Source organism: Streptomyces sp. NPDC000941 (assembly GCF_053599555.1).
The window spans coordinates 17,684-43,766 of sequence record NZ_JBSFMM010000042.1 but is presented as its reverse complement, the minus strand read 5'-3'; the positions used below and the strand labels follow the sequence as shown (position 1 = coordinate 43,766).

The 26,083-nt window shown below is 72.9% G+C and carries 26 protein-coding genes; 8 read left to right on the top strand and 18 right to left on the bottom strand.

What is annotated here, in order from left to right:
- Nucleotides 1–186: 186 nt before the first annotated feature.
- On the bottom strand, nt 187–1,086 hold the full coding sequence (locus ACWDSL_RS16255; protein ID WP_450485791.1) for an anti-sigma factor family protein: 900 nt from the start codon (nt 1,084–1,086) through the stop codon (nt 187–189).
- Nucleotides 1,083–1,865, bottom strand: coding sequence for an RNA polymerase sigma factor SigE (gene sigE, locus ACWDSL_RS16250; protein WP_450485789.1), 783 nt, complete (start codon nt 1,863–1,865; stop codon nt 1,083–1,085). Before sigE ends, ACWDSL_RS16255 begins: the two co-directional genes overlap by 4 nt.
- 131 nt (nt 1,866–1,996) lie before the next feature.
- On the opposite strand from sigE, the gene ACWDSL_RS16245 reads away from it, so the two are divergent.
- Nucleotides 1,997–2,662, top strand: a complete 666-nt coding sequence (locus tag ACWDSL_RS16245; protein ID WP_089504983.1) for an O-methyltransferase — start codon at nt 1,997–1,999, stop codon at nt 2,660–2,662.
- A 154-nt stretch (nt 2,663–2,816) separates the two neighbouring features.
- Here the strand turns inward: ACWDSL_RS16245 and ACWDSL_RS16240 are convergent, their stop codons facing one another.
- Complete coding sequence (locus tag ACWDSL_RS16240; protein ID WP_003966491.1) at nt 2,817–2,984, bottom strand: DUF3117 domain-containing protein; 168 nt, start codon at nt 2,982–2,984, stop codon at nt 2,817–2,819.
- A 369-nt stretch (nt 2,985–3,353) separates the two neighbouring features.
- Here ACWDSL_RS16240 and chcB point away from each other — a divergent pair, with 369 nt between their 5' ends.
- Nucleotides 3,354–4,157 carry a 2-cyclohexenylcarbonyl CoA isomerase gene (chcB, locus tag ACWDSL_RS16235; RefSeq protein WP_450485787.1) on the top strand — a complete coding sequence of 268 codons (804 nt, stop codon included), beginning with the start codon at nt 3,354–3,356 and terminating at the stop codon, nt 4,155–4,157.
- 6 nt (nt 4,158–4,163) lie between these two features.
- Here chcB and ACWDSL_RS16230 read toward each other — a convergent pair whose 3' ends face one another.
- Nucleotides 4,164–4,760, bottom strand: a complete 597-nt coding sequence (locus ACWDSL_RS16230) for a DNA-3-methyladenine glycosylase I (protein ID WP_450485785.1) — start codon at nt 4,758–4,760, stop codon at nt 4,164–4,166.
- 67 nt (nt 4,761–4,827) lie between these two features.
- Complete coding sequence (locus ACWDSL_RS16225; RefSeq protein ID WP_450485783.1) at nt 4,828–5,385, bottom strand: cell division protein DivIVA; 558 nt, start codon at nt 5,383–5,385, stop codon at nt 4,828–4,830.
- Between the two features lie 119 nt (nt 5,386–5,504).
- Between ACWDSL_RS16225 and folP the strand changes: the two genes are divergently transcribed.
- Nucleotides 5,505–6,365, top strand: a complete 861-nt coding sequence (folP, locus tag ACWDSL_RS16220; protein ID WP_450485781.1) for a dihydropteroate synthase — start codon at nt 5,505–5,507, stop codon at nt 6,363–6,365.
- A gap of 88 nt (nt 6,366–6,453) precedes the next feature.
- On the opposite strand, the gene ACWDSL_RS16215 is transcribed toward folP, so the two are convergent.
- Nucleotides 6,454–7,203 carry an LOG family protein gene (locus tag ACWDSL_RS16215; protein WP_450485779.1) on the bottom strand — a complete coding sequence of 250 codons (750 nt, stop codon included), beginning with the start codon at nt 7,201–7,203 and terminating at the stop codon, nt 6,454–6,456.
- A gap of 123 nt (nt 7,204–7,326) precedes the next feature.
- A complete protein-coding gene (gene dapE, locus ACWDSL_RS16210) occupies nt 7,327–8,397 on the bottom strand; it encodes a succinyl-diaminopimelate desuccinylase (RefSeq protein WP_450485777.1) in 1,071 nt (356 codons plus the stop codon).
- A gap of 187 nt (nt 8,398–8,584) precedes the next feature.
- Here dapE and ACWDSL_RS16205 point away from each other — a divergent pair, with 187 nt between their 5' ends.
- Nucleotides 8,585–9,490 (top strand): hypothetical protein, encoded by a 906-nt coding sequence (locus tag ACWDSL_RS16205; protein ID WP_450485776.1) that lies wholly within the window; start codon nt 8,585–8,587, stop codon nt 9,488–9,490.
- A 202-nt stretch (nt 9,491–9,692) separates the two neighbouring features.
- Nucleotides 9,693–10,406, top strand: coding sequence for a hypothetical protein (locus ACWDSL_RS16200; RefSeq protein ID WP_450485774.1), 714 nt, complete (start codon nt 9,693–9,695; stop codon nt 10,404–10,406).
- A gap of 236 nt (nt 10,407–10,642) precedes the next feature.
- Here the strand turns inward: ACWDSL_RS16200 and dapC are convergent, their stop codons facing one another.
- The gene (gene dapC, locus ACWDSL_RS16195) at nt 10,643–11,755 is read right to left on the bottom strand and encodes a succinyldiaminopimelate transaminase (RefSeq protein WP_450485772.1); all 1,113 of its coding nucleotides are present in this window, start codon (nt 11,753–11,755) and stop codon (nt 10,643–10,645) included.
- A 115-nt stretch (nt 11,756–11,870) separates the two neighbouring features.
- A complete protein-coding gene (gene fdxA, locus ACWDSL_RS16190; RefSeq protein ID WP_014054705.1) occupies nt 11,871–12,197 on the bottom strand; it encodes a ferredoxin in 327 nt (108 codons plus the stop codon).
- A gap of 113 nt (nt 12,198–12,310) precedes the next feature.
- Between fdxA and ACWDSL_RS16185 the strand changes: the two genes are divergently transcribed.
- Nucleotides 12,311–13,351: a GNAT family N-acetyltransferase gene (locus ACWDSL_RS16185; RefSeq protein ID WP_450485770.1), complete on the top strand. Its 1,041-nt coding sequence runs from the start codon at nt 12,311–12,313 to the stop codon at nt 13,349–13,351.
- Between the two features lie 17 nt (nt 13,352–13,368).
- Nucleotides 13,369–14,208 (top strand): transglutaminase family protein, encoded by an 840-nt coding sequence (locus tag ACWDSL_RS16180; RefSeq protein WP_450485768.1) that lies wholly within the window; start codon nt 13,369–13,371, stop codon nt 14,206–14,208.
- A gap of 103 nt (nt 14,209–14,311) precedes the next feature.
- Here ACWDSL_RS16180 and ACWDSL_RS16175 read toward each other — a convergent pair whose 3' ends face one another.
- The 8 genes from ACWDSL_RS16175 to ACWDSL_RS16140 all read right to left on the bottom strand — a co-directional run bounded on the left by ACWDSL_RS16175 (nt 14,312) and on the right by ACWDSL_RS16140 (nt 22,135).
- Entirely contained in the window at nt 14,312–14,959 is a 648-nt protein-coding gene (locus tag ACWDSL_RS16175; RefSeq protein WP_450485766.1) for a response regulator, read from the bottom strand.
- Between the two features lie 68 nt (nt 14,960–15,027).
- On the bottom strand, nt 15,028–16,314 hold the full coding sequence (locus ACWDSL_RS16170; RefSeq protein WP_450485764.1) for a sensor histidine kinase: 1,287 nt from the start codon (nt 16,312–16,314) through the stop codon (nt 15,028–15,030).
- Entirely contained in the window at nt 16,311–17,054 is a 744-nt protein-coding gene (locus tag ACWDSL_RS16165) for an ABC transporter permease (RefSeq protein WP_450485762.1), read from the bottom strand. Before ACWDSL_RS16165 ends, ACWDSL_RS16170 begins: the two co-directional genes overlap by 4 nt.
- Complete coding sequence (locus tag ACWDSL_RS16160; protein WP_450485760.1) at nt 17,051–18,028, bottom strand: ABC transporter ATP-binding protein; 978 nt, start codon at nt 18,026–18,028, stop codon at nt 17,051–17,053. The genes ACWDSL_RS16165 and ACWDSL_RS16160 overlap by 4 nt, the downstream gene beginning before the upstream one ends.
- A gap of 193 nt (nt 18,029–18,221) precedes the next feature.
- Entirely contained in the window at nt 18,222–20,447 is a 2,226-nt protein-coding gene (locus ACWDSL_RS16155; RefSeq protein ID WP_450485758.1) for a hypothetical protein, read from the bottom strand.
- 174 nt (nt 20,448–20,621) lie between these two features.
- Nucleotides 20,622–20,990, bottom strand: coding sequence for a DUF6113 family protein (locus ACWDSL_RS16150; protein ID WP_450485756.1), 369 nt, complete (start codon nt 20,988–20,990; stop codon nt 20,622–20,624).
- Entirely contained in the window at nt 20,987–21,892 is a 906-nt protein-coding gene (gene mshB / locus ACWDSL_RS16145; protein ID WP_450485754.1) for an N-acetyl-1-D-myo-inositol-2-amino-2-deoxy-alpha-D-glucopyranoside deacetylase, read from the bottom strand. The genes ACWDSL_RS16150 and mshB overlap by 4 nt, the downstream gene beginning before the upstream one ends.
- A gap of 48 nt (nt 21,893–21,940) precedes the next feature.
- Nucleotides 21,941–22,135, bottom strand: coding sequence for a hypothetical protein (locus tag ACWDSL_RS16140; protein ID WP_014176694.1), 195 nt, complete (start codon nt 22,133–22,135; stop codon nt 21,941–21,943).
- 261 nt (nt 22,136–22,396) lie between these two features.
- Here ACWDSL_RS16140 and ACWDSL_RS16135 point away from each other — a divergent pair, with 261 nt between their 5' ends.
- The gene (locus tag ACWDSL_RS16135; protein WP_450485752.1) at nt 22,397–24,568 is read left to right on the top strand and encodes a prolyl oligopeptidase family serine peptidase; all 2,172 of its coding nucleotides are present in this window, start codon (nt 22,397–22,399) and stop codon (nt 24,566–24,568) included.
- A gap of 23 nt (nt 24,569–24,591) precedes the next feature.
- Here the strand turns inward: ACWDSL_RS16135 and ACWDSL_RS16130 are convergent, their stop codons facing one another.
- Nucleotides 24,592–25,824, bottom strand: a complete 1,233-nt coding sequence (locus ACWDSL_RS16130) for a hypothetical protein (protein WP_450485750.1) — start codon at nt 25,822–25,824, stop codon at nt 24,592–24,594.
- Nucleotides 25,825–26,083 lie beyond the last annotated feature (259 nt).

Sequence of the window (26,083 nt, the reverse complement as noted above, 5' to 3'; positions counted from 1 at the left end):
GATCTCCCCAGGTTTCCCGCGACACGGCGCGGACTGCGCCGCCTCGGGACAGCCGCCACCGCCACCGGGTGGCGCTGCCCGGTAGCCGATTCAATCAGGTCCGCCGACGCCCGCGCAGTGCGTACGCCACGAGCCGCCCCGCACCGCCCCGCCGCCGGGCCAGGGCGCGCCGCCCGTCGGCCCCCGCTACTTCGGGGGCGCGCTGAATCCGTGGTACGGCGGGGTCCGAGTCGCCGGCTGGGAGGGGTCCGCCATCTGGGTCGGCGCGGGCGTGGCCGCGGCGGCGCGCAGCAGCCGGGTGGCCGCCAGGATGGGCTGGATCAGCGGATCCGGGACGCCGCCGGAGGCCTCGCTGAGGGTCCGGGAGTGCGTCGTACTCGGGGAGGTCGTGTCCACCGGAGCGGCCACATCCAGCAGCCCCACCTCACGGCGGGTGCGCTCGCGCAACCCCATGGTCTCGGTCTCCTCGACCGCGGAACTCACGCCGACCGGGCTCACCGCGCTGTCCGAGCCCTCCGCCTGGCTGCCGGGCGAGTCGACCGCCGCGTCCAGCGGAAGCGCGGCGCCGAGCGCGAACGCGGCCAGCGACACCGCTCCCGCGGCCGCGAAGGCGAACCGCCGGCGCGGGGCGGGGCGACCGACCTCATGGATCCGGAACCCGCGCTCACGCGGGACGGCGGCGGACGAGGCGGCCGGGCTCACCGCCCGGCTTGTGGGCAAAAACGCAAACGCCTGCTCCCGTGCCTCGTGCACGCCACGGACGCCCCGGGTGTCCGGGACGCCGAAGACGCTCGAGCCGCCGAACGGCGAGCTGTCGCCACCGCCGCCGTCGGTATCGTCCGCCGACAGGCCCGGCAGGCCCTGGAGCCGCGCGAGAAAGCCCTCCGAGGGAGCGGGAGGCGCCGTCTGCGCGAATACATTTTTCAGCCGCCGCTGAGCGTCGGCCTCCGCCTTGCACTTGCAGCACGTCGCGAGGTGTGCGAGCACACGCTCACGCGCGTCGTGCCCCAGCTCGCCATCGACCAGAGCTGCAAGGCGGTCGCCGAGATGCTGCTCGGCGGGGGACTGACCGCCTGACCGGGTCACGCGATTCCGACCTCCCCGCTCAACCGGGGCGCGGCGGCGGGGTGGGGCACCGCCGTCACCGTGCGCTGCTCGGCCCGGGCCTCGGGCGAGCGGTGCTTGAGGGCCTTGCGCAGATGCGAGCGACCACGGTGGATCCGGCTGCGCACCGTGCCGAGCTTCACACCGAGGGTCGCGGCGATCTCCTCGTACGACAGCCCCTCGATATCGCAGAGCACGACGGCCGCGCGGAACTCAGGCGCGAGGGTGTCGAGGGCCTGCTGCACATCGGCGTCGAAGTGCGTGTCGTTGAAATGCTGCTGGGGAGAGGGCTCACGGCTGGGCAGCCGCTCGGCCGCGTCCTCACCGAGCGCGTCGAAGCGGATGCGCTGGCGGCGGCGGACCATGTCGAGGAAGAGGTTGGTGGTGATGCGGTGCAGCCACCCCTCGAAGGTCCCGGGGCTGTAGGTGGACAGCGAGCGGAAGACCCGGACGAAGACCTCTTGGGTCAGATCCTCGGCGTCGTGCTGATTGCCGGTGAGGCGATACGCGAGGCGGTAGACCCGTGCACTGTGCGTGCTGACGATCTCCTCCCAGGTAGGAGGTGTCCACGCCGGAGCGTCCGCGTCGGTGGCGAAGGTCGCGGTCGTAGCGGTATCGACGGAACGAGGACGGTCAGCAATGTTGGTCACGGATTTCGGCTCGCCCGCTGACCTGCGAAAGCGCCTAAGCACTCTCCGGTCACCGGCCGCAGCCGCACCTCCCCTGTCGGCTCTGGTGGTGTCCAGTAGAGCCCCTACCATATCCACCTCGCCCGTTAGCTCCGGATAAGCATTTTTGACCTGCATTTGTTCGCGATCCATATGCTCCCCCCCTCCCCTTCCAACGCCCGGTCCCATCTGCGGGTTCCCGGGCGCAGCGGCTACAGTCACGCTTGCGTCAACTACGGGGACAGGAGAGGGCCATTACCGCCAACCGGCAGACGAGCTGGGCGTTCGCCGATGCGTTCGTCGCCGAGGACGCAGCCCTGCGCTGGGCCCGTGACCGGGCCCGGGAGGCGGGGATGCGCTCGGTGTCGTCCGGCACGGGCGCGGCGCTGCGCCTGCTCGCCGCCGCCGCGGACGCCAAGGCCGTCGCCGAGATCGGCACCGGGACCGGGGTCTCGGGCATCCACCTGCTGAACGGCATGCGGCCGGACGGAGTGCTGACCACCGTGGACTCCGAACCGGAGATGCAGCAGTTCGCCCGGCAGGCGTTCCGCGCCGCCGGCTTCACCGGGAACCGGGCGCGCTTCATCCCCGGGCGGGCGCTGGACGTCCTGCCGCGGCTCGCCGACGGCGGCTACGACTTGGTGTTCTGCGACGGCGACCGCTCCGAGTGCCTCGACTACCTCGGTGAATCGTTGCGCCTGCTGCGCCCCGGCGGACTGGTCTGCTTCGAGGGCGTCTTCGCGAACGGACGGACCGTGGACTCCGCGGTGCAGCCGGCCGAAGTACTGCGCCTGCGCGAGCTGCTGCGCACCGTACGGGAGTCCACCGTGCTCCAGTCGTCCCTGCTGCCCGTGGGCGACGGGCTGCTCTGCGCGGTCAAGCGCGGCTAGCGGTCAAGCGCGGCCAGCCACGGCTGTACGCGGCTGTACGCGGGGACGGGCAGAGACCAGGCGGGGCCTCGAAATCAAAGCACCGCCCCGGCGGCCGGTATATGTCCATACCGGCCGCCGGGGCGGCACACGGGTGGTGGTGGGACCGATGGCTTCAGCCGACAACCTTCTTCAGAGCGTCGCCGAGCGCGTCGGCCTCGTCCGGTGTCAGCTCGACGACGAGCCGACCGCCGCCTTCGAGCGGAACGCGCATGACGATGCCCCGCCCCTCCTTGGTCACCTCGAGCGGGCCGTCGCCCGTCCGCGGCTTCATGGCCGCCATGCTCGTTCCCCTTCCTGAAACCAGCTCATCGCAGCCGACAACCCAGGTGTCACCGGCATCGAACACGTTGCTTCCTTGTCATTATCCCGCATGGCACGACCCGATGACCAACATCAGTCGGCAACCCCTGCACAACCCGCTCGCCCAAAACCACCCAATTCGGGGAGGGGTCGCGATACCGTACGGGCGCCGATGCCCGGGGCGCGTCCCGGCGGCGGTTCACGAAGCACCAGATTCTTTGACGCAGGTCACATGTCGGTCGCGCCGATCTTTCGGCATGCTGAGCGCTGACCGCCGCGCCGGGGCCCGTACCGGGCCGCCGATGCGGCGCCACCCGAGCCGCGCCCCAGCCGCACCGGAGGACCCGCCATGGCCGACACCGTGCTCTACGAGCTGACCGACGGCGTCGCGACGATCACCCTCAATCGTCCCGACGCCATGAACGCGCTCAACATCGCCACCAAGGTCGCCCTGCGCGACGCCCTGCTCCAGACCGCCGGGGACCCGGCCGTACGGGCCGTGCTGCTCATCGGCACCGGCCGCGCCTTCTGCGTGGGCCAGGACCTCAAGGAGCACATCGAGCTGCTGGCGGCCGACCGGGCGGGGGAGGGCGAGGGCTCGACCATGAGCACCGTCGGGCTGCACTACAACCCGATCGTGACCGCGATCGCCGGAATGCCGAAGCCGGTCGTCGCCGCGGTCAACGGGGTCGCGGCGGGCGCGGGCGCGGGCTTCGCGTTCGCCGCCGACTACCGCCTCGTCGCCGACACCGCCTCGTTCAACACCTCTTTCGCCGGGGTCGCCCTCACCGCCGACTCCGGCGTCTCCTGGACCCTGCAGCGGCTGATCGGCCACGGCCGCGCCGCCGACCTCCTGCTCTTCCCGCGCTCGATCAGCGCTCAGGATGCCTACGACCTGGGCATCGCGAACAAGGTCGTCCCGGCCGCGGAGCTGGCTGCCCAGGCTGCTGCGGTGGCCCGGCAACTGGCGGAGGGCCCGACCGCGGCCTACGCGGCGATCAAGGAATCCCTCGCCTACGCGGCCGGGCACGGCCTGACCGAGGCGCTGGCCAAGGAGGAGGAGCTCCAGCGGCGCGCGGGCGCCTCGGAGGACCACCTGGCCGCGGTGGACGCCTTCGTCAAGAAGCAGAAGCCCCACTTCACCGGCCGCTGAACCGGGTCAGGCGCCCCGGACGTGGCAGTCGGCCAGGTGGTCATTGACCAGGCCGCACGCCTGCATCAGGGCATAGGCCGTGGTCGGTCCGACGAAACGGAAGCCGCGCTTCTTGAGGTCGCGGGACAGCGCCGTCGACTCCGGGGTGATCGGGGCGATGTCCTCGAAGGTCCGCGGCGCCGGGCGGCCGACCGCGTTCGGAGCGTGGGACCAGATCAGCTTGTCCAGCTCGCCCGGCGCCAGCTCGGCGGCCACCCGCGCGTTCGACACGACGGCCGAGATCTTGGCCCGGTTGCGGATGATGCGGGAGTCGCCGAGCAGCCGCTGCTCATCCGATTCCGTGAACTCCGCGACCGCCGCGATCTTGAACCCGGCGAACGCGGCACGGAAGCCCTCGCGGCGGCGCAGGATCGTCAGCCAGGACAGACCGGACTGGAACGCCTCCAGGGAGATCCGCTCGAACAGGGCGTCGTCACCATGGACCGGGCGGCCCCATTCGGTGTCGTGGTAGACGCGGTAGTCGGCCATGCTCTCGGTCTCCAGCCCGCCCCATGGGCAGCGCAGCAGCCCGTCCGGCCCCAGCACCACTTCCCCGGCACTCATGCCCCTCCCTCCCGCTCAGTCCCGGCACGCTCCCACGCGCGGGCTTCCCTCGTCACTGCTCGCTCACTCATGCGCCCTCCCCTTCCGGCCCGCGCGGCGGGACGTCCGGCGCGGGCGGATACTGCGGGGGCGGGTCGTACGGGTGCGGGTCGTACGGGTGCGGGGACAGGCCGTGGGCAGGCAGGTCGTGGGCAGGCAGCCCGGGCGGCGGCAGATCGCGCGGGATACCGGGCGCCGCGATGTCATGCGGCGGCAGGCCCGGCGGGGCGATGTCGTGCGGCGGGAGACCGCCGGGCTGCTGCAGCAGCCCGGGCCCGCCGTGGGCCGACGCCTGCGCCCCGGCCAGGGCCGTCTCCAGCTCGGCGATCCGGGCGTCGCGCTCGGCGAGCTCGGCGCCGAGCCGGCCCAGCACATCGTCGACATCGGCCATGCGGTAGCCCCGCACGGTCATCGGGATGCGCAGGGCCTCCACATCGGCACGGCCCAGCGGCCGGTCGGCGGGCAGCGCGTCATCGAGCCGGTCGGGGGGCGCCTCGGCCAGCGCGCCGCCGTCGCCACCTCCGACGACCGCGACCGTGACCGCGCCGACCACCACGACCAGCGCGATCAGCAAGAACCAAAACACGACGATCGTCTCCCCGGGTGCGCGCGTACGTCCTACCAGTCTGCCTCGATCGTGCCATGCCCCACCGACAGTTATCGTCGCTCGCAGCCCCTCTGGGGAGGAAGCGAGAGGAAGTGCGGATGCTACGGCTCGGACGGCGTGAGTTCGGCGGGAACGAACAAGTGATCATGGCGATCGTGAACCGGACGCCGGACTCCTTCTACGACCGGGGGGCCACCTTCCACGACGGGCCCGCCCTGGACCGTGTCGAACAGGCGGTGGCGGAGGGCGCCGCCATCGTCGACATCGGCGGGGTGAAGGCCGGTCCCGGCGACGAGGTGAGCGCCGCCGAGGAGGTGCGCCGCACGGTGGGCTTCGTGGCCGAGGTGCGCCGGCGCCATCCCGACGTGGTGATCAGCGTGGACACCTGGCGCCACGAGGTCGGCGAGGCGGTCTGCGAGGCGGGCGCGGATCTGCTCAACGACGCATGGGGCGGGGTCGACCCCAAGCTGGCCGAGGTCGCGGCCCGGTACGGCGCCGGTCTGGTGTGCACCCACGCGGGCGGCGCCCAGCCGCGCACCAGGCCGCACCGGGTCGCGTACGACGATGTGGTGGCCGACATCCTGCGGGTCACGCTGGAGCTCGCGCGGCGCGCCGTCGAGCTGGGCGTGGAGCGCGAGTCGATCATGATCGACCCGGGCCACGACTTCGGCAAGAACACCCGGCACTCGCTGGAGGCGACCCGGCGGCTCGGCGAGCTGGCGGAGACCGGCTGGCCCGTGCTGGTCTCGCTGTCCAACAAGGACTTCGTGGGCGAGACGCTGGACCGGCCGGTCAAGGAGCGGTTGCTGGGCACCCTCGCGACGACCGCGATCTCGGCCTGGCTCGGCGCGCGGGTCTACCGGGTGCACGAGGTGGCCGAGACCCGCCAGGTGCTGGACATGGTGTCCTCCATCGCCGGTCACCGGCCCCCGGCGGTCGCCCGGCGCGGCGTGGCCTGACGGCGCCGGGCGACGGGCGACGGGCCCCGGGCGACGCGGGTCGGCCGAGGAGTCGGCCGACGGGTGACCCGGCGGATCGGCCGGTGGGTCAGCCGCCGGACTCCTTCGTCATCAGCTCGACCACCTCGTCCACGTCGTCCGTGAGGCGGAACAGCTCCAGGTCCATCGGGCTCGCCTTGCCCTGCGCGACGAGCGTGTCCTTCAGCCAGGCCACCAGGCCCTGCCAGTAGGCGCTGCCGTAGAGGACGATCGGGAAGCGGGTCACCTTCTTGGTCTGCACGAGGGTCAGCGCCTCGAAGAACTCGTCCAGGGTGCCGACCCCGCCGGGCAGCACCACGAACCCCTGCGCGTACTTCACGAACATCGTCTTGCGGACGAAGAAGTAGCGGAAGTTCACACCGATGTCGACATACGGGTTGAGGCCCTGCTCGTACGGCAGCTCGATGCCGAGCCCGACGGAGACCCCGCCCGCCTCGCACGCGCCCTTGTTCGCCGCCTCCATCGCCCCCGGGCCGCCGCCCGTGATCACCGCGAACCCCGCCTCCGCGAGGGCCCGCCCGATCCGCACCCCCGCCTCGTACTCCGGCGACCCCTCCGGCGTACGGGCGGACCCGAAGACGCTGACCGCCCGGCCGAGGTCGGCGAGCGCGCCGAAGCCCTCGACGAACTCCGACTGGATGCGCAGCACCCGGAACGGGTCCTCGTGCACCCAGTGGGTCGCTCCCTGGCTGTCCAGCAGCCGCTGGTCGGTCGTGCCGGGCCGCATCTGCTGGCGTCGGCGCACGACCGGGCCCTCGCGCTGCTCCTGCAGCGTCCGCTCGTCCTCGGCGTTGCCCATGTGTGCTCCCTTCGCCACGATCTGCCTCCGAACAGCCGCAGATCTGTCGTTCAGCGTAGGCCCCTGGATTCGGCGCGTCAGCCAAGTCGGAACCGAGCCCTCAAATGGGCCCTAAAAGGGCGGTCAGGCGGTCAGCCAGGCCCGCAGCCGCTGCTCGGCCTCCAGCACCGCCGCGGTGTTCACATGCTCCTCGCGGGTGTGGGCGAGGAGCGGATCGCCCGGGCCGTAGTTGATCGCGGGCACGCCGAGGGCCGAGAAGAAGGCGACGTCCGTCCAGGCGTCCTTGGGGGCCGGCTCCGTGCCGATCGACTCGACGAAAGCGGCCGCGGCCGGGTGGGACAGGCCCGGCAGCGCGCCGGGCGCGCTGTCCGTGGCCTCCACCTCGAATCCGTCGAAGAGCTCGCGCACATGCGCGAGCGCCTCGGCCTCGGAGCGGTCGGGGGCGAACCGGTAGTTGACGGTCACGGCGCAGAAGTCCGGGATGACGTTGCCCGCGTGGCCGCCCTCGATACGCACCGCGTTGAGACCTTCACGGTACGTGAGCCCGTCGATGTCCACGCGGCGCGGCTGATAGCCGACCAGCCGGTCGAGGACGGGCGCGGCCTTGTGGATGGCGTTCTCGCCGAGCCAGCTGCGCGCGGAGTGGGCGCGCCTGCCGCTGGTGGTGACCCGCACCCGCAGGGTGCCCTGGCAGCCGGCCTCGACCTTGCCGTCGGTGGGCTCCAGCAGCACCGCGAAGTCGGCGGCCAGCCACTCGGGGTGCCGCTCGGCGAGCCGGCGCAGCCCGTTGAGCTCGAGGGCGACCTCTTCGTGGTCGTAGAAGACGAAGGTCAGATCGCGGCCCGGGTCGGGCACGGCCTGGGCGACGCGCAGCTGTACGGCCACGCCGGACTTCATATCGGAGGTGCCGCAGCCCCACAGCACGCCTTCACCGTCGAGCCGGGAGGGGACGTTGTCGGCGATCGGCACGGTGTCGATATGTCCCGCGAGCACCACCCGCTCCGCCCGCCCCAGGTTCGTCCGGGCCACGATGGCGTCTCCGTCGCGGTCGACGGTCAGATGCGGCAGGGCGCGCAGCGCCTCCTCGACGGCGTCGGCGAGCGCCTTCTCGTCGCCGCTGACCGAGGGGAAGTCGACGAGCTGGGCGGTGAGCCGGGCGGCGTCCAGGGACAGATCAAGTGCGGGATGTGCCATGCAACCGACCCTAGCCCGTCCTCGTCGACGGCGGCCGGGCAGTGGCGGGGCGGTGGCGACGGTGGCCGGGCGGGGCGGTGGTGCGGCGGCCGGGCAGGGCGGTGGTGGCGGGGCCTCCCGGGCCGGTGACGTGCCTCTTGACACATGTCGGTCCGGGGTCGGGCGGCCCTCAAGTAACGTGTGCGCCGTGCCCCTGCCCGTCCTCGCCAGCCGTGCCCGTCGGACACGCGCCGCGATCGCCTGCGCCGTACTGCTGGCCCTCGTCGGATATGTGGCGGCGCACATCGCGTCCGGCGGCTGGGGCCCGCCCCGCTGCTTCGTACGGGCGGAGGGCGAGTATCTGGCGCTCACCCCCGAACAGGCGGGGAACGCGGCCACGATCGAGGCCGTGGCCGCCTCCCGGGGGCTGCCGGAGCGGGCCGTCACCATCGCGCTGGCCACCGCACTTCAGGAGTCGGGGCTGCGCAACATCCGCCGTGGCGACCGGGATTCACTGGGGCTCTTCCAGCAACGGCCCTCACAGGGCTGGGGCACCGCGCGGCAGATCCAGGATCCGGTCTACGCCACAGGGCGGTTCTACGACCACCTGGTGAAGGTCCCCGGCTACTCGCGGCTCCCGCTCACGGTGGCCGCCCAGCGGGTGCAGTACAGCGGTTACCCGCAGGCGTACGCGAAGCACGAGACCGAGGCCGTGGTGTTGACCGGTGCGCTGACCGGGCGTTCCGCGGCCGCCTTCTCCTGCCCCGGCCCGCCGGACGACGGGGTTCCGGGCGATCCGGCGCGGGTCCGGGCGGAGTTGAAGCGGGAGTTCGGCGCCGAGGTGGCGGCGGCGGTACGGCCGGCGGGGCAGGGCGGCGGGCGCGCCGCGACCGCGCATACGGTGCGGGTGTCGACCGGGGCGACCCGGGCCCGCGGCGGGGCGGAGCGTAACGGCTGGGAATTGGCCTATTGGGCGGTGGCCCACTCGGACGAGTTGCGCATCGAACGCGTTTCTTACGGCAACCACGTATGGACCGCAGGGAATTTGCGGGCCGGCTGGCATACCACCGACGAGGACTCCGGACCGGAAGTTCGTATCGCCATCGCCCGATAACGCGGCAGATCACCGCTGGTGACGGCGGGTCAGAATGGGTCCGGTGACATTTACAGATGCTCGCTCACATCCGAAACGGATTATGCGATGCATTGCCAATTCTTTACCTTGATGCACCGCAACCTTCCTGCTTCTCACGCGGTATTCACTGCGTCCGACTGCCGGACATCCACGCCAAATGTCCCTCCGTCAAAGGAGCATCATGTCCCTCCCCCTCACGCGTCGGATCGCCCGGACCGCGCTGCTGGTCGCAGCGGGCGCCGCTCCCGTGGTCGGTGCCGCCGGCGCCGCGAGTGCAGCGGACCTGTCCCTGACGCAGGCCCCCAAGCTGGGCGGGCTGAGCGCGCTCGACACCGCCGCGGTCGGCAGCCTCGCGGACGCCGCCTCGCAGCACGTCGGAAGCGCGGCGGGCGAGGTCGGCGGCAAGGCCGGCGGGACCGTCACGCGTGCCCTCCGGGGCCCGGAACAGACCGCTCCGGTCGCCCGGCCCGCGGACAAGGCCGCTGCGGGCAAGGCCACCTCCGAGGCCAGGGCGGCCTCCGGCAAGGCGGCCTCCGGGGCGAAGTCGGTCGCCGGCAAGTCCGGAAAGGTGACCGGAAAGGTGGGGGCGGCGAAGGCCGACAAGGGCGACCGCGGCAAGGCGGTGGCCGACAAGACCATGCCCGAGACCAAGGCCAAGGCCAAGGGGAGCAAGGGCCGCCACGCCGCCCCGAGCCGCGGCAAGGCCGTCGCCGGAAAGGTCGGCAAGGCTGTCACGGGCAAGGCCGGCAAGGCCAGGAAGGCGGCCAAGGCCGCCGCTGGAAAGGCCGCGGCCGGCGAGCCCGCCCAGGCCATCCCGGCCGCCCCGAGCACGCTGCCCACCAACTCCCTGACCGACGGCCTGTCGGTCAAGGGCCTGCCGATCCTCGGCGGCTGAAAGCAGCCCCCCTCTTTTTGAGGCTCGGTTCGCCTCCGGGGCGCTACAGCCACTGTCGACGGTCGACCGTGCTCGCCCCCTCGTACCTCGGGGACTGCGCGCGCTCTCCCTTTCGACAGCGGCGCGCCCCTTCGGCTCACTCGCCGAGCCACGCGCGAAACACCCGGGCCCGGGGAGCATCCGCTCCCCGGGCCCGTCGCCTGTCCGTGTGGCCGCGTGGCCGTGCAGCCGCGCGCTCAGCGCCTGGGCGGACCGCCGCCCAGCCGCTGGACCGCCGCCGCCACCCGCTCGTCGGTGGCGGTGAACGCGACCCGTACGTTCCGCTCCCCCGCCACGCCGTAGAAGTCGCCCGGCGCCACCAGGATGCCCAGTTCGGCGAGCGCGCCGACGGTTTCCCAGCACGGCTCGTCCCGCGTCGCCCACAGGTACAGCGACGCCTCGCTGTGCTCGATGCGGAAGCCGCACCCTTCGAGCGCCTCGCGCAGCTCGGCCCGGCGGCGGGCGTAGCGCTCGCGCTGCTCGGCCACGTGCGCGTCGTCGCCCAGCGCGGCGACGGTGGCGGCCTGGACGGGCGCGGGCACCATCATCCCGCCGTGCTTGCGGATCTGCAGCAGCTCGCCGAGCACCGCCGCGTCACCGGCGAGGAACGCCGCGCGGTAGCCCGCCAGGTTGGAGCGCTTGGAGAGCGAGTGCACCGCCACCAAACCCTCGAAGCTGCCGCCGGAGACCTCGGGGTGCAGTACGGACACCGGGTCGGCGTCCCAGCCGAGCTCCAGGTAGCACTCGTCGCTGGCCAGCAGCACGCCGTGCGCACGCGCCCAGGCCACCGCGGTCCGCAGTTCGTCCTTGTCCAGCACCCGGCCGGTCGGGTTGGACGGGGAGTTGAGCCACAGCAGCTTCAGCCCCGCGGGGTCGAGCTCGGTCGGCTCGTCGTACGGCACGGGCTCCGCGCCCGCCAGCCGCGCGCCCACCTCGTACGTCGGGTAGGCGAGACGCGGGAAGGCGACCCGGTCGCCGGGGCCGATGCCGAGCTGGGTGGGCAGCGACGCCACCAGCTCCTTGGAGCCGACCACCGGCAGCACCTGGGTGTGGTCCACGCCCGTCGCGCCCAGCCGCCGCTCCACCCAGCCGGTCAGCGCGTCCCGCAGCGCGGCGGTGCCCCATACAGTGGGATAGCCGGGGCTGTCGGCCGCGCCGGTCAGCGCCGTGCGGATCAGCTCGGGGACCGGGTCGACGGGGGTGCCGACCGACAGGTCGACGATGCCGTCCGGATGCGCCGCGGCGGTCGCCTTGTACGGTTCGAGCCGGTCCCAGGGGAAGACGGGGAGACGGGCGGAGACGGGTGGCACAACAGGCTCGCTTTCTTGGGAAAAACAGCCCGGCCCCGCAGGCCGTGGTGGCATGCGGGACCGAGGGCTGCGCGGTGCTGGGGCGTCTTCTAGAACGCGCCCGCGCGCCGCGAGGTCACTCGTCGTGCTCCTGCGGGGGCAGGGCGGCGATGAAGGGGTGGTCACGCTCGATCAGGCCCAGCTTGCTCGCGCCACCGGGCGAGCCCAGCTCGTCGAAGAACTCGACGTTGGCCTTGTAGTAGTCCTTCCACTCCTCGGGAGTGTCGTCCTCGTAGAAGATCGCCTCGACCGGGCAGACCGGCTCACAGGCCCCACAGTCGACGCACTCGTCCGGGTGGATGTACAAGGACCGCTGGCCCTCGTAGATGCAGTCGACGGGGCACTCCTCGATGCACGCCTTGTCTTTCAGGTCGACACAAGGCTGCGCGATGACGTAGGTCACGCTGTCGTTCCTCCTCTTAGGGCTGCTATCGCGCGGGAGCGCGGCGTCGTCGATGCCCGCACCTAGTATCTCCGTTCTTGGGCACCGGACGCACGTGAGGGGCGGGCAGAGCTGTGGATTTCACCACTGGCGGACGATTTGAGGTCCGGATTACCCCGTCTGACGTGGGTAGACGCGTGTCCGTCAGGCTGACGATCGAGGGTGGCGACAGCGGCGCGCGGTTCACGGACGTGGTCGGCGTGCTCACATCCTGGACACACGGTGTGCTGTGCGTCACTCGGCGCACCGGAGAGGAGGTCCGCATCGCGGAATCCTCGCTGGTGGCGGGCAAGGTCGTGCCCGCGGCCCCGGCCCGCCGCCGCGGCCCGGCGGCGACCGCGGCCGAACTGGACCGGGCCGCCGCCCGCGCCTGGCCGCCGGTGGAGAGCGTACGGCTCGGGGAGTGGGAGCTGCGCGCGGCGGGCGGCTTCACCCGGCGCGCCAACTCCGCGCTGCCGCTCGGCGATCCGGGCGTACCGGTCGAGGACGCGCTGCGGCGGGTGACCGCCTGGTACGCCGAGCGCGGGCTGCCCGCCTATATCCAGGTCAGCACCGGCGCCGAGGGGACACAGGAGCTGCTGGCCGCGGAGCTCGCGGCGCACGGCTGGGTCCGTGAGGTCTCCGTGGACATACGCATCGCCGCCCTCGCCCCCATCGCGGACAAGGACGCCGATGTCTCCCGGGTCGCCCTCTCCCGCGATATCGACGACGCCTGGCTGGCCCGCTACCAGCGCTTCTCCTCCGGCGACCCCTCCCCCGAGGTGCTGCGGGTGCTCCGGGGCGGCCCGTCGGTGTGGTTCGCGACCATAACGACAGCAGACGACGCCTCAGGCGTCCCGGCCGCGATCGGGCGGTGCGTGGTGGACGGCCGCTGGGCCGGGTTCACGGCCGTGGAGACCGATCCGCTGCTGCGCCGGCAGGGCCTGGCCACCGCCGTGATGACGGGGCTCGCCCGCAAGGCCCTCGAGGAGGGCGCCTCGGCTGCGTATCTGCAGGTCGAGGCGGACAATGACGGTGCCGGGGCGCTCTACGAGGGCATGGGCTTCAGCACACACCACAGCTACCACCACTGGCGCGCACCCCACGAGAACCATCCCCACGAGAACCACCGCTGATCGGGTACGAGGCACCTATGCCACGCAGAGACGACACCCCGGCCCGGCGCCGGCGCTTCGCGGAGGCGGCCCGCGAGGAGCGCCCCGATCTGGCGCTGCTGTGCCTGCTGGTGGCTCAGGAGGCCGACCCGGAGCTGGACGAGGACGGAATCGACGCCGTACAGGTCGAACTCGACCGGCTGGCCGGTCTGGTGCCCTACTCCCCCGGCGGGCCCGGCGCCTGGGCCGCGGCGCTGGCCGGGCTGCTCGGCGACCGCTTCGACTTCCGCGGCTCGGCGGCCGACTACCGGCGACTGGAGTCCTCGCTGCTGCACGAGGTGCTGCGGCGACGGCGCGGACTGCCGATCCTGCTGTCCGTGGTGTGGCTGGAGGTGGCGCGGCGGGCGGGCGCGCCGGTGTACGGGGTGGCGCTGCCGGGCCACTTCGTGGTCGGCTTCGGCGATCCGTACGGGCATCATGTGCTGGCGGATCCCTTCGACGGCGGGCGGGTGCTGTCCGACGAGGACGCGGCGCTGCTGGTGGCGGGGGCGCTGGGGGTCCCGTCGGCCGCGACGGTGGCGGCCCCGGCCACTCCACTGGAGATCGTGCTGCGGATCCTGAACAACATCCGCGCCTGGGCCGCCGCCCGTCCCGAGCGCACGGATGTCCAGCTGTGGGCGGTCGAGCTGTCCCTGCTGCTGCCCAGCCACCCGGCCCGGCTCCGCTACGAGCGGGCCAAACTGCTCGTGGAGCGCGGGGACTTCGTGGCCGGCGCGAAGGAGATGGAAGAGTACGCGGAGGTCGTGGCCGCCATGGAGCCGAACGCGGCGGAGGCCGTACGGCGCCGGGCGCGGGCCGCCCGGGCGAGGCTGAACTGAGCAGCGCACCGCGTCAGGTCAGCCAACGCACCGGGACGGCCGCGAACCGGAACCGCCACCGCACCGGGACGGCCGCGGACGACGGGACGGCCTTCGGCAGCGGTCAGAGCCACCCCTTGTCGCGGGCGATCCGCACCGCGTCGGCGCGGTTGCGGGCGGCGGTCTTCTGGATGACCGTGGACAGGTAGTTGCGGACCGTGCCCTGCGAGAGGTTCAGCCTGCGCGCCAGCTCCGCGTTGGTCGAGCCGTCCGCCGAGGACCGCAGCACCTCCCGCTCCCGCTCGGTCAGCGGGCACACCCCGTCCACGAGCGCGGCCGCCGCCAGCGTCGGGTCGATGACCCGCTCGCCGCGCAGCACCCGGCGCACCGCGTCCGCGAGCTGGGCGGCGGGGGCGTCCTTGACCAGGAAGGCATCGGCGCCGGACTCCATGGCGCGGCGCAGATAGCCGGGGCGGCCGAAGGTCGTGAGGATCACTATCCTGAGCCCCGGGAACGCCGGGCGAAGCGCGGCTGCCGCGTCGAGACCCGTCATACCGGGCATCTCGATGTCCAGCAGCGCCACATCCGGCCGATGCTCCCGGGCCGCGTCCATCACCTCGTCCCCGCGCGCCACCTGGGCGACGACCTCTATGTCGCCCTCCAGCCCGAGCAGCGCGGCCAGCGCCTCCCGCACCATCGACTGGTCCTCGGCGAGAAGCACCCGAATACGACCTCCCGGCACCACGGCCGGCTCCCCCGTCGCTCCGTTCATGGGCCCAGCGTAAGCGGCGCCTCTGACAGCCCCGCCCCGGTCCGAAGCCCCGCCCCGGTCCGGCGGCGCTACCCGGGAGTCGGCGAGGCGAGCTCGGAGGCGGTGGCGCGGCGGGAGAGGGCGACGTACGCGCGGAGCACGAACCCGCCCTGCTCGCCCGTCCCGGTCTCCAGCCGCCCGCCGGCCAGTTGCAGCCGCTCGGCCAGCCCGGACAGCCCGTTGCCCGGCGGGCCTTCGGGGCCCCGGCCGTCGTCGCTGATGGTCAGGCAGAGCTCGTCACCGGCCTCGATGAGCGTCACCGTGCAGCGCCGTGCCCCGCTGTGCCGCACCACATTGGTGATCCCCTCGCGCAGCGCCCACGCCAGGACCCCCTCCTCATCGGGCGGCAGGTCCGGATGGCCGTCGGCGGTCCGGCCGAGATCGGCGGCCATGCCCGCGGCGGTCAGCGCGATCCGGGCCCCGGCCGCCTCCGCCTCCAGGGTCGGGCGGCGAAACCCGCGGACCGCCTCCCGTGCATCGACGAGCGCCTGGCGGCTGACCCGCTCGATATCGGCGACCTGCCGCCCGGCCTGCTCCGGCTGGTCGGGGAGGAGCCGCCCGGCCAGCTCGCTCTTGAGCGTGATCAGCGACAGGGAGTGGCCGAGCAGATCGTGCAGATCGCGGGCGAGCCGCAGCCGCTCCTCGTTGGCGGCGAGATGGGCGACGGTGGCCCGCGCCTCCCGCAGCGCCCTGGTCGTACGGACCAACTGCCGCACCCCGCTCATCGCGAACCCCCCGAGCAGCGCGGGGATCCCCAGGACGGCAAGCAGATGCGGGGCGTCCCCGGCCGTCAGGCCGACGAGCATCAGGACGACAGTGACCAGCGGGACCGCCAGCCGCGCGGCCCTGATCGGGAGCACCGCCCCGCAGGCCACCGACACATAGACGAAGAGCACCAGCCAGGTGTCGCCGAGCGTCAGCGCGAGGGCGGCGGCCAGCGCGGCCATCGCGACCAGCCCCACGCCGGCCTTTCTGAGGTCCAGGGGCCGACCGGCATTGCGGAACAGGAGCTGGCAATAAGCGGTGAGAAAGGCCAGCAGCCCCAGGCAGCCCAGGGCCGTGGCGAGGGGGCGGTGGCCGCCGTCCAGCAGATCACCGACCGGGCCCGTCATATACGCCATCCAGATGCCGACCCACAGCAGCCTGATCAGGGCCTGTCTGCGATCGCTGACCTCGCGCCCGATGCCGGTCAGCACATCGTCCTCCCGCGTCAGCGACCGGCACCATGCCACCCAGCGGGCGCCGGACCGCTCGGCCCGCCCGCTCGCCGCCTCACGCCCGCTCCCCTCCGCAGGCCGCTCGTCCGCGCCGCTCATGCCTTGCGGGTGTCCTTGCGGTACAGCCAGGCGGCCGCGCCCGCGAAGAGCACCAGATAGCCGGCCAGGAGGGCGATGTCCTTGGTGTGCGGCGCGCCGCCCAGCTCGATCGCCTGACCGAGCGCGGCATAGGCATGAGTGGGCAGATAGTCGGATATGTTCTGCAGCCACTGGGGATACGCGGTCGTCGGCGACCACAGCCCGCCGAGGATCGAGAGGCCAAAGTAGATGATCATCGTCAGCGGGCGTACGGCGTCACCGGACGCCAGATAGCCGATGGCCACGCCCAGCGCGGCGAACACCAGGGAACCCGCCCATATCGCGCCGGTCAGGGCGAGCCACTGCCACGCGGCGTCGAGCCGCACGTCCTTGACGGCCGCGGCCACGACGAAGACGACCACGATCGCCGGCAGGGTGGCCACCGCCGCCGAGGCGATCTTGGCCATCACATAGCCGCGCCCGGGCAGCGCGGTGAGCCTCAGCTGTCTCACCCAGCCCGATTCGCGCTCCTTGGCTATGCGCTCGCTGTTGCCCATCAGCACAGCCGTCAGCGAGCCGAAGGAGGCCATCGCCACCATGTAGTACAGCGGCATCGTCAGATGGGTGTGCGGCACCAGGGAGGTGGTGTCACTGGTCCCCGCGATCACCAGGAACAGCGCCGACGGGTAGATGACCGTGAAGAACATGAACTTCTTGTTGCGCAGGGCGCGCGTGATCTCCAGCTTGATCAGGGTGGTCATCGTCCCGCCTCCTCGGCGGTCGCGGCGTCGGTGATGGTGAGGAACGCCTGCTCAAGGCCGAGGCCCGCGACCTCGATACCGCGCGGATACACCCCGAGGCCGTAGAGCGCGTGGACCGTCGCGTCGGCGTCGCTGGACCGCATCCTGACCGTACGCCCCGATATCTCGATCCCGGTCAGGCCCGGCAGTGCCCGCAGCGCCGCCTCATCGGCCGGCTCGCCGAGCTCGAAGGAGATCCGCCGGGCCCCGGCCATCGCCTTGATCTCCGCGGACGTGCCGTCGGCGAGCACCCGCCCGCGGTGCAGCACGATCACGCGGTCGGCTATCGCGTCGGCCTCTTCGAGGTAGTGGGTGGCGAAGAGGATGGTGCGGCCCTGCCGCGCCTGTGACCGCATCGCGGCCCAGAAGGTCTGCCGGGACGAGACGTCCATGCCGGTGGTCGGCTCGTCCAGCACGATCAGGTCGGAGGCGCCCGCGGTGGCCAGCGCGAAGCGCACCCGCTGCTCCTGGCCACCCGAGAGCTTGTTCACCTTCCGGTCGGCGATGTCCGTGATGCCCGCCTCCTCCAGCACCTGCCGCACCGGATGGGCCCGGGGGTGCAGATCGCAGGCGAGCCGAACCAGCTCCTGGACCGTGACCTCATCCATCAGCCCGCCGCTCTGCAGCATCGCGCCCACCCGGCCGCCCTCGATGGCCTGGCGCGGGGTGGTGCCGAAGATCCGGACCAGGCCGGAGTCGGGGGTGCGCAGCCCCAGCAGCAGATCGAGGGTCGAGGACTTCCCCGCCCCGTTGGGCCCGAGCAGCGCGACGGTCTCGCCCTGGTGCAGCGTGAGGTCCAGATCGGCCACGGCGCGCACGCTGCCGTAGCTCTTGTTCACCTTCTCGAAGGCGACCACCGGCGCGGACGCCGACGCCTCGGCGCGGCCGGATCCGGCGGCCGTGCCGGGAGCGGACTGAGCGGTTGTTGCGGTCATGGCCCAAGCTTCGCCCAGCTCGGCTCGTCCCGGCAGTGTCAGCGGTCGTGGTCTCGGCATGACAGATGTCATGGTCCGGGCCGGGCACACCACGCCCGCGCACCCGGTCGCCGGGCCCGGCGCCAGGCGTACGACGTCGCCGGGCATACGACGGCCCCCGCCCGGTGGCGGACGGGGGCCGTACGCGCCTTGCTCAGTTGCCGTTGGTCTCGATGATGCCGATCCGCTCGGCCGGGGTCTTGCCCTTCAGCGCCTGGCCCAGCGCCACCGCGACGTCCGTCGGGGCGACGGGCTGCTTGCTGCCGTTGCCCCGCTGGATCAGCACGCCGTCGAAGAGGCCGCCGTACAGCTCCTTCAGAGCGTTCAGGTCGTAGTGCTCCACCAGCTTGCCGTCCACCACCCGCACGGACAGGACCTTCCACAGGGAGTTCTGCGGGCTCAGCGGCAGCGAGCGCGCCGGGTCCGTCTGGACCTTGACGAAGTCCGACATCGCGGGCTTTGCGAAGGTCCGCATCTTCCGGTCGACCTCGGCGTTGCTGATCTGCGGCTGCTTGGTGACGACGGGCAGGGTGATGACCTTGTTCTCACCCGTGGCGGCCCGCTGCCGGAACGCCTCGTCCACCGCCGCGACCGCCTTGTCGACGTCCAGCCCCTTGCCCGCCTTGCCGTACACCGCGACGGCCTTGCCGGGCTTGAACTCGATCGTGCCCTCGCGCGCCGTGCCCGAGGTGCCCGCGAGCCGTACCAGCGCGTCCTTCAGCTTCTCCTCGTCGACCGTGACAACGGGATCGGCCTGGTGGGTGCCGCCGAACAGCGAGCCGATCACGGTGATCGGGTTGTAGTCGCGGCCGGCGACGCCGCGGACCGTGGCCTCGGTGTCCAGCGTCAGGCCCGCGACGGACGGCTTGATCTGCTTCTGCTGGCCGTCCACGGACACCTTCAGCGGCGCGGTGGTGCGGCCCTCCAGCGCGGTGTCCAGCTTCTGGACGGCCGTCTCCTTGGAGGTGCCGCCGATGTCGACACCCAGGACGGTGGTGCCGTTCGGGACGTCGGCATGGTTCATCACCAGGCCCGCGCCGTACGCGACGCCGCCGACGAAGACGAGCGCGCCGACCACCAGAACCAGCTTGGAGCGCCCCTTCTTCTTGGGGCGGGCGGCCGCCGGGGCGGCGGGCGGCTTGGGGCTGCTCGCCGGAGCGCCGGCCTCATCGGAGGGGGCGGGCGCGGCGGAGCCGGTCCCGGGGGGCGGGAAGGCCGAGCCGGGCCGGTTCTCGGCGGGCGGGACGACGGGGATGCCGCTGACCAGCGTCTCTCCGGAGACATGCTCGGCCGGCACGCCCCCGCCCGGGGTCGGGTCGGGGTCGCGGAACAGCGGCGGGTTCGCGGCGGAGTCCAGGCCCGGCTTGCCGCCGAGGCCGTCGAACGGCCCGGCCGACGGCACGGGGCTCGCGCCGGTGGTGGCGCCGAGGCTGCCGAACAGCGGCGAGCCGTTCGGCGGGGTGGGCGGCTGCCCGGCGAGCCCGGCGCCGCCGCCGAGCGGCGGCTGGGTGGCGCCCGGGGCCCGCGTGGGCAGCCGCATCTCGCCGGTGACCGGGCCGGTCGTCGGGCCGCTGGGCTCCGCCACCCCGGGGAAGCCGCTGTGCGGGGTGTCGGTGAAGTACGGCAGGTCGGCACCCGCCCCGCCGCCCAGCGACGGGGCGGGGAACTGCTGCGTGGTCTCCGGAGCCGAGAACGGGCTCTCCGGAGCGGAGAACGGGCTCTCGGGGGCGGAGAAGTCGGGGGCCGGGAACGGCTGCGTGGTCTCCGCGGCCGAGGGCGCGGCGGAGGCATCGGGCGCGAACGCCCCGGCCCCGAAGGGCTCGGCCCCGAACGGCTCGCCCGCGGCAGGCCCGGGGGCGGGCGGCGTGGCGGCCGGGGGCACCGGGGGCTGCGGCGTGCTCCCCGTCGTCGTGTTGCCCTTGCCCTTACGAGGCGCGAACCAGTCGCTGGTCCGGTCCTCCTTCTTCCTCTCGGGCTTGTTCGCCGGGGGCTCCCCGTGCTCCCCCCGCGCCGGTCCGGCCGCGCCCGGGCCCGCCGGGGCGGCGTCGGGCCCGGCCGGGCCGTCGGCCCCCTCGGGGTCGTCGGCGGAGCGCTGGTTCGGCACGCCCTCCTCGCCGACCGGGGTGCGCATGACCACCGGCGGGATGGGCCGCGACCCGGGGATGTTGATCCGGATCCGGGTCGTCAGCGTGGTCTCGGTCTTGGGTTCCTCCGGCTGGGCCGCGGCACGCGCCTCGCCGTCACCGGAGCCCTGGGCCTCCTGTGCCGGGTTCGGCGAGGGGTACTGGCGGGATCCGTACGGCGGGGTGCCGGGCGGGTACGCGGCGGCGCCACTGCCCTTGCGGGTCCCGGAGGACGAACTGTCAGATTCACGGCTCAAAGCAGGTTCTCCCAGTTAGCTCCGCCGCCCGTCAGACTCGCGCGGGCGGCTCGGCGGCGGCACCACCTTACTGGGCCACGCGGGCAGGCACTTGACGACCGCTGTAACAGCACATCCCGCACACCGGCGGGCACGGTCCGTCATCCTGGCGGACGCCCAGGCGAAAACGTGACGTCACTTACCAAGTCGGGCCGGGCCGCTGCCCGGTTGCGACACCTTCGGCATCGTGGCGCACATCACACCGGCGAACATTCCGCCAAGAAGAAAAGCATAGGAGCCCGCTCCGGCGCCGAAAAGAAAGTCCCCCTCGGGACGGCTCACGGTGAGAAACAACACGGAGATCACCCACGCCCCGGCGGGCACCACCCCGCCCGCCCGGGTGTCGGTCGCCCTGGCCCCGCCGTAGCACAGCGCGCCGATCGCGAGCAGCGCGAGCAGCAACCCGCCGGGGAACCAGGCCGCTTGGACCAGCGCGCCCGCGGCGGCGACCAGCACCCCCACCACGCCGAGCAGCGCATACGCCCCCAGGCGCGCGGCCGTCACGCCGACACCCCCGCGAACAGATCGTCCTCACGGCCCCGGTCCGAGCCGGAAGCGGCGACCGCCTGCCCTCTGATGAGCAGATAGTGCTCCATGACGGACAGCGGCTGCCCCAGATCGTTCGAGAGTGCGAAGAAGGGCCCGTCGACCGTGATCTGGGTGGTGTGGGCGCGCATGGCCTCCGCCTTCGCCTCGGCGTACGCGGCGCCGTCCACCGTCGCCGTCACCCGCGCGTCGTCGACCACGCCCGGCACATCCCCGGCCGAGGCGATCCCCGGGAAGGGGGCCCCGTCGCCCTGGGCGCGCAGCCGGGCGAAGCCCTCCTCGAGCTCCGAGCGCGGGACGCAGTTCCAGTAGATCTTGCCGATCTGGTGCGGATCGCCCAGGTCCCGGCGGTAGGCCGGTTCCGCGGCGAGCTCCGCCGCGCGCATGGCGACGCGGTGCGCCTGGATGTGGTCGGGGTGGCCGTAGCCCCCGTGCGGGTCGTAGGTCACCAGGACCTGCGGGCGCACCTCACGGACCACCTCGACCAGGTGGGCGGCGGCGTCGTCCACCTCCGCCCGCCAGAAGCACTCCGGGCGGTCATTCTGCGGCGCGCCCATCATCCCGGAGTCGCGGTACCGTCCCGCACCGCCCAGGAAGCGGTGATCGCTGACCCCCAACGCCTTCATCGCCACGGCGAGTTCGCCGATCCGGTGCGGGCCGAGCGCATCGTCGCGGTCGGCGGCCAAGTGCGCCAGGGCGGGCGGGATGATCTCGCCCTCCTCGCCGAGCGTGCAGGTCACCAGCGTGACCTGCGCACCTTCGGCGGCGTACTTGGCCATGGTCGCGCCGTTGTTGATCGACTCGTCGTCCGGATGTGCATGTACCAGGAGCAGGCGACGGGCGGGAAGGACCGGGGTCATGAGCACAGCCTACGAGCCCCGCGGCCGGAGCCGCGGGTCAGCCATGCATCAGAGATCCACGTCCCCGATCATGTTCGCCACGTTCGTCGTGAGGTCGTCGATCGTCGGGGCGATCGACGAACTGGCGAGGTAGAAGCCGAGCAGCACACAGAGGACCGCGTGCCCCGACTTCAGCCCAGCCTTCTGGACGAGCATGAAGACGATGATCAGCAGCAGCACGACCAACGAAATCGAGAGCGCCACAGCGGCTCACCTCCAGGTACACGCGCTCGAACGGACAACATATTCATGCCACAGGGGGCCTACCCACTATGCGCAATCGATCATAACTATGGGCCCGCGCGCACGACTCGGTGCACGGGAGCATGACAGGGGCGCATGCCTGTTCGCACCATTGGCCTCGTCATCTGGCCTGATTCTCGCCACATTCGGCGAGTTGATCTGTGCGGCCGCCGCGGGCGGAACATGCCCGCGGCAACGGGGCCCGAGCCGTACGCTCGGCCTATGACCGGACAGCTCTCGTTCCCTCGGCAGCACGCCCGCACCCAGCGCTTCACCCTTGGGGCGCCGCGCGCCTTCGTCGTGGCGCCCGACGACTCGCGGGTGGTGTTCCTGCGCTCGCGCTCCGGCACCGACCGCGCCAACCTCCTGTGGGTGCACGATCTGACCGAGCGGCGGGAGTACCCGGCCGCCGACCCGGCCGCCCTGCTCGGCGGCGCCGACGAGCAGTTGTCCGCCGAGGAGCGGGCGCGCCGCGAGCGCAGCAGGGAGGGCTCTGGGGGCGTCATCGGCTACGCCACCGACTTGGCTGCCGAATTGGCCGCTTTCGCACTCTCGGGCCGGCTGTTCGCCTCCGAGTTGCGCGCCGGCGTAACCCGCGAACTCCCCGTGCCCGGGCCGGTGATCGACCCGCGCCCGTCTCCGGACGGACGCCGCATCGCCTATGTGGCGCAGGGCGCGCTGCGCGTGACGGAACTCCACGGGGGCGCGGGAGACGGCGACCGGGCGCTGGCCGAACCGGAGGGCGAGACGGTCACCTATGGGCTCGCGGAGTTCATCGCGGCCGAGGAGATGGACCGCTCACGCGGCTTCTGGTGGTCGCCGGACAGCGATGCGCTGCTGGTCGCCCGGGTCGACGACGCACCCGTACGGCGCTGGTGGATCGCCGACCCCGCGCACCCCGACCGGGAGCCCGCCGAGGTCGCGTACCCGGCCGCGGGCACCGACAACGCCGAGGTGCGGCTGGTGCTGCTGGGCCTGGACGGGTCCCGTACCGAGATCGCATGGGACCGGCGGCGCTATCCGTATCTCGCGCGGGTGCACTGGTCGTCCTACGGCCCGCCGCTACTGCTGGTCCAGGCTCGCGACCAGCGCAGCCAGGTCTATCTGGCCGTGGACACCGCCACCGGGCGCACCCGTACCGTCCATGTGGACGAGGACGCGGTCTGGCTTGATCTTTTCCCTGGTGTACCGGGGTGGACGCCGGACGGGCGGCTCGTGCGCATCGCGGACGAGGGCGGCGCACGGGTGCTGATGGTCGGCGACCGCAAGCTGACCTCGGGCGCGCTGCACGTCCGGGCGGTCCTCGACATCGGTGAGGAGGACGTGCTCTTCTCCGCCTCGCCGGGCGCGGACGCCGAACTGCCCGAACAGCCCGGCGATATCGGGGTCTTCCGCGCGTGGTACCGCGGCAGCGGCGACCAGGGCGGCTGGGAGGCGGTCGACAAGCGGCCCGGCCCCGCCGTGCGGTCCGCGGTGCGCGGCGGCGAGGTGATCGTCCTGGCGTGCGCCGAACCGGACCGGCCCGGCGCGGCGGTGGAGGTGTTCGGGCTCACCGCCGACGGCTCGGCCGACCGCCTCGCCGAGATCGCCTCGTACGTCGAGCGGCCCGTCATCACCGCCCGCCCGCAGCTGGTCCACGCGGGCGAGCGCCATATCCCCTGCGCCGTGCTGCTGCCGGCCGGCCACACCGCGGACGACGGGCCGCTGCCCGTCCTCATGGACCCCTACGGCGGCCCGCACGGCCAGCGCGTGCTGGCGTCCCACAACGCCCATCTGACCTCGCAGTGGTTCGCCGACCAGGGCTTCGCGGTGATCGTCGCCGACGGCCGCGGCACCCCCGGCCGCTCCCCCGCCTGGGAGAAGGCCGTCCGCGACGACCTGGCGGGCGTGAGCCTTCAGGACCAGGTCGACGCGCTGGCGGCGCTGGCCGAGCGCTATCCGCTCGACCTCTCCCGAGTCGCCATCCGCGGCTGGTCCTACGGCGGCCTTCTGGCGGGGCTCGCGGTGCTGCGCCGCCCCGATGTCTTCCACGCGGGCGTCGTGGGCGCCCCGGTGACCGATCAGCGGCTGTACGACACCCACTACACCGAGCGGTATCTCGGCCACCCCGACGAGCAGCCGGCGGTCTACGCCGCCAACTCGCTGGTCACCGACGAGGGGCTGTACGGCGCGGCGGAGCCGCACCGCCCGATGATGATCATCCATGGCCTGGCCGACGACAATGTGGTCGCCGCGCACACCCTGCGGCTCTCCTCGGCCCTTCTCGCGGCCGGCCGTCCGCACGAGGTGCTGCCGCTGTCCGGGGTGACCCATATGACCCCGCAGGAACAGGTCGCCGAGAACCTGCTCCTGCTCCAGGTGGACTTCCTCAGGCGCTCGCTCGGCCTGAGCTGAGCGGGGCCTGCCTACGAGTCCGCCTACCAGCCGGGCGGCGGCGGAGGCGGCGAGGAGGGCGGCGGGGCGGCGGGCGGGGTCGCGGGCGGCGGGCCGGGCGGGGCCGTGGGCGGGGCGGGAGGCGGCGGGGTGTAGCCGTACCCACCGTCCGCCGGCCCGTAACCGCCGCCCGCCGCGCCGCCGTAACCGCCGTCCGTTGCCCCATAGCCGCCGCTCGCCGCGCCGCCGTACCCGCCGCCCGCCACGCCGTAGCCTCCGTACCCGCCGTAGCCCCCGTACGGCTGAGCCGCGGGCTGACCCCATCCGGCGAGCGGAACGCCGTCCGCGGGGTCGGCGGGCTGCGCCAGCGCGATCAGCGCGACCAGGCCGACGATCCCCTCGAAGAACGCGGTCAGCACCAGGAGCACGCCCACGGTCGGCAGGTCGTCGAGGTGCTCGAGGTAGTCGAACTTGATGTACGCGGAGACCGCGGTGATCCCGTCGCCCAGCACCAGGGCGGCCGCCGTCATCCCCAGCGGCCGGGCCAGCGGCGCCCGGCCGAGCGCCGCGAAGGCGGCCGTCAGGGCCAGTGCGATCACCGTCCAGGACGCCCATGCCCCGGGCGGCGCGAGCAGCGTGGTGAGCATGTACTTGCCGGTCAGCTGGTGCTCGTAGATGTCCCAGCCCCGCTTCTGGGCCGCATAGATCTGCCAGGCGGCCTCGACGACCGCGACGGCCCCCAGGAACAGCGCCGCCGTGACGGCGACCCCGGGCCTCGGCCGGCCGGGCGGGCTGTCGGCGGGCGCGACGGCGTGGTCGGGGGCGGTCCCGTCGGCCGGGCGCCGGCCGACGGCGACGACGGCCAGCAGCAGGCCCCCGAGCACGACCGCCGTCCACGCGCTCAGCTGCGCGCGGGTCTTCAGCCCGTCGGGGATGCCCTGCATCCAGTCGGCGTGCAGATTCCAGAGGCTGGGCAGGCGCAGCGCGACCGTGGCGGCGGCGGCCGAGGCCAGCGCCCCGGCAGCGGCCGACGAGCGCAGCGCCGCGATCCCGGCGGCCACGTACACGGTGAGCAGGACCGGATCGGCGAGGGATGTGCCGAAGATGCTGTCCGGGAGCCGGTACGGTATCCCGGCCCAGGTCCACCAGACATGGCTGGCCTCGTCGGCCTTGTTGAAGTCCCGGACGATCCACGCCAGTGAGATCAGCCCGAGAACAGCGCATACCAGCGCTCCGAAGGTGCGCGCGCCGCGGTTGAGTATCCGTCCCTGCCCCATGGCTGTAGGTTTGCCCCGCCCCGGCCCCTGATCAACCGTCCCGGCGCCGGCAATGTGCAAACACAAGCGACCGGCCGGGGCGACATGGCGCGCCCCGGCCGGTCTACGGCACCCGCACGGCCGTACGCAGTTCAGCCTGACGCGTCCGTATATCGGTATCGCGTCGGCCAAGTTGCTTGCGTGTTAACGCGTTTGATGCGCCTTGCTCACCCTTTGTCGCCATCCAGTGATCTCTGTCAAGCACGCCGGGACCTCGATC